Below are 1,471 nucleotides of genomic sequence, written 5' to 3' on the forward strand. Positions count from 1 at the left end.
TCGATTTGAGCAACAACGCCGTTCCCCTTGTATGACATGGGGGCTGCATGCCAAATTGTACTTGGAGAGCCCGGTAACCCTTGACACAGTATTGACTACCCCGGTCTGTATGGTGGATGAGCTTGGTTGGCGGTCTCTTCTGCTGCACTGCGCGGAACAAGGCCTGGCTGACCAACCCGGTGGTCATTTTTCTCTCCCATCGCATAACCCACTATTTCACAGGTAAATACATCCTTGAGACCAGCCAGATAGAGCTGCCAGCCCTCGACGATGGCTATATAGGTGATATCCCCCGTCTAGACTTCACTGGGTATAGTGGGCAAAAAGACCTGACCAAGGAGATTCTCTGCGATTGGCAGGGAATGGGAAGAATTGGTTGTCGTCTTGAATTTGCACTTTTGCTTGCAAGATAATCCCATGTCACGGCGCAACCGCCCAATCCGGTCCCACTCAGCGTAAAATCCTTCTACGGCCAATTCAGCCTGTCAACGCATTGCACCATAGGTCTGGCGCGTCTTGTTGTGAGCTACCCGAATAGCTACGATGAGCCGCTCATCCTCAATGCCTGCGTGGTGAGAGTGGGCGCTGGCGTCAGTGATAGAAGTCCACGCGAGAGACCTCCAGCGCACAACAGCTAACGGAAACGGGATAGACGTTCTGCTGTTTGGCTATCCACGCGAACTTGGCAGTGACACCTGAGCAAAGTACGCCGCGGCCTTTCTTATAATGATCTGAGGGGGATTTGCGAGCAGAAGGGGAAGCTGTCAAACTACTGCTCTGGTAATGAAAAGTCAGCAAGTGCTCACCTAGTTTTTTCCGCATGGATTTGTCAATGCAATATCGAACAACATCGTTGGCGGGGGTGATGATCCTGACGCCTACCACCTTTTCTGATCATCGGGGCCAATTTCGTGAGTGTTTTCGTCAAGATGAGTTTGAGCAGCACTGTGGCCATTACCCGCTGGTGCAGGACAATCTGAGTCGTTCGGTCGGGGGCACGTTGCGTGGTTTGCATTACCAATCCAACCGACCACAGGGCAAATTGGTGCAGGTTATCAGCGGTACCATTTTTGATGTAGCGGTTGATATTCGGCCTGCATCGCCCACGTACGGGCAATGGTTGGGTTGTCTATTAAATGCAGAACTCGGCGAGCTTATCTGGATTCCGCCTGGTTTTGCACACGGTTTTTATGTGCTAAGTGACAGCGCGGATGTTTTTTATAGATGCAGCAATTATTATCATCCTGATGATGAAGCAACTATTAGATGGGATAGCCCTAACTTAGCTATAAATTGGCCGTTATCTGAATTATGGCCATTATTATTGTCTGATAAAGATCGTTTTGCGCCTTGCTTTGTAGGTGACACTTAGTGTCGTTCTTCATGATAGTAGAGTGCTGCCGTTGCTTGTACAGATCTAGTTATCGCCTGACACCGGCCTCAAACTGTAGTGGGCGTTGTTGCCCAAATC

At 50.0% G+C, this 1,471-nt stretch carries 1 protein-coding gene and 1 pseudogene; one reads left to right on the forward strand and one right to left on the reverse strand.

The window, feature by feature from the left end; translation table 11 throughout:
* A pseudogene (locus tag BN1123_RS20685) lies at nucleotides 1–732 on the reverse strand (IS3 family transposase); the annotation flags it as partial.
* 100 nt (nucleotides 733–832) lie between these two features.
* Between BN1123_RS20685 and rfbC the strand changes: the two are divergent.
* Nucleotides 833–1,372: a dTDP-4-dehydrorhamnose 3,5-epimerase gene (gene rfbC, locus BN1123_RS20690; protein ID WP_082037452.1), complete on the forward strand. Its 540-nt coding sequence runs from the start codon at nucleotides 833–835 to the stop codon at nucleotides 1,370–1,372.
* The last annotated feature ends 99 nt before the right edge of the window (nucleotides 1,373–1,471 follow it).

This window comes from Aeromonas enteropelogenes (assembly GCF_000819845.1).
GTDB lineage: Bacteria > Pseudomonadota > Gammaproteobacteria > Enterobacterales > Aeromonadaceae > Aeromonas > Aeromonas enteropelogenes.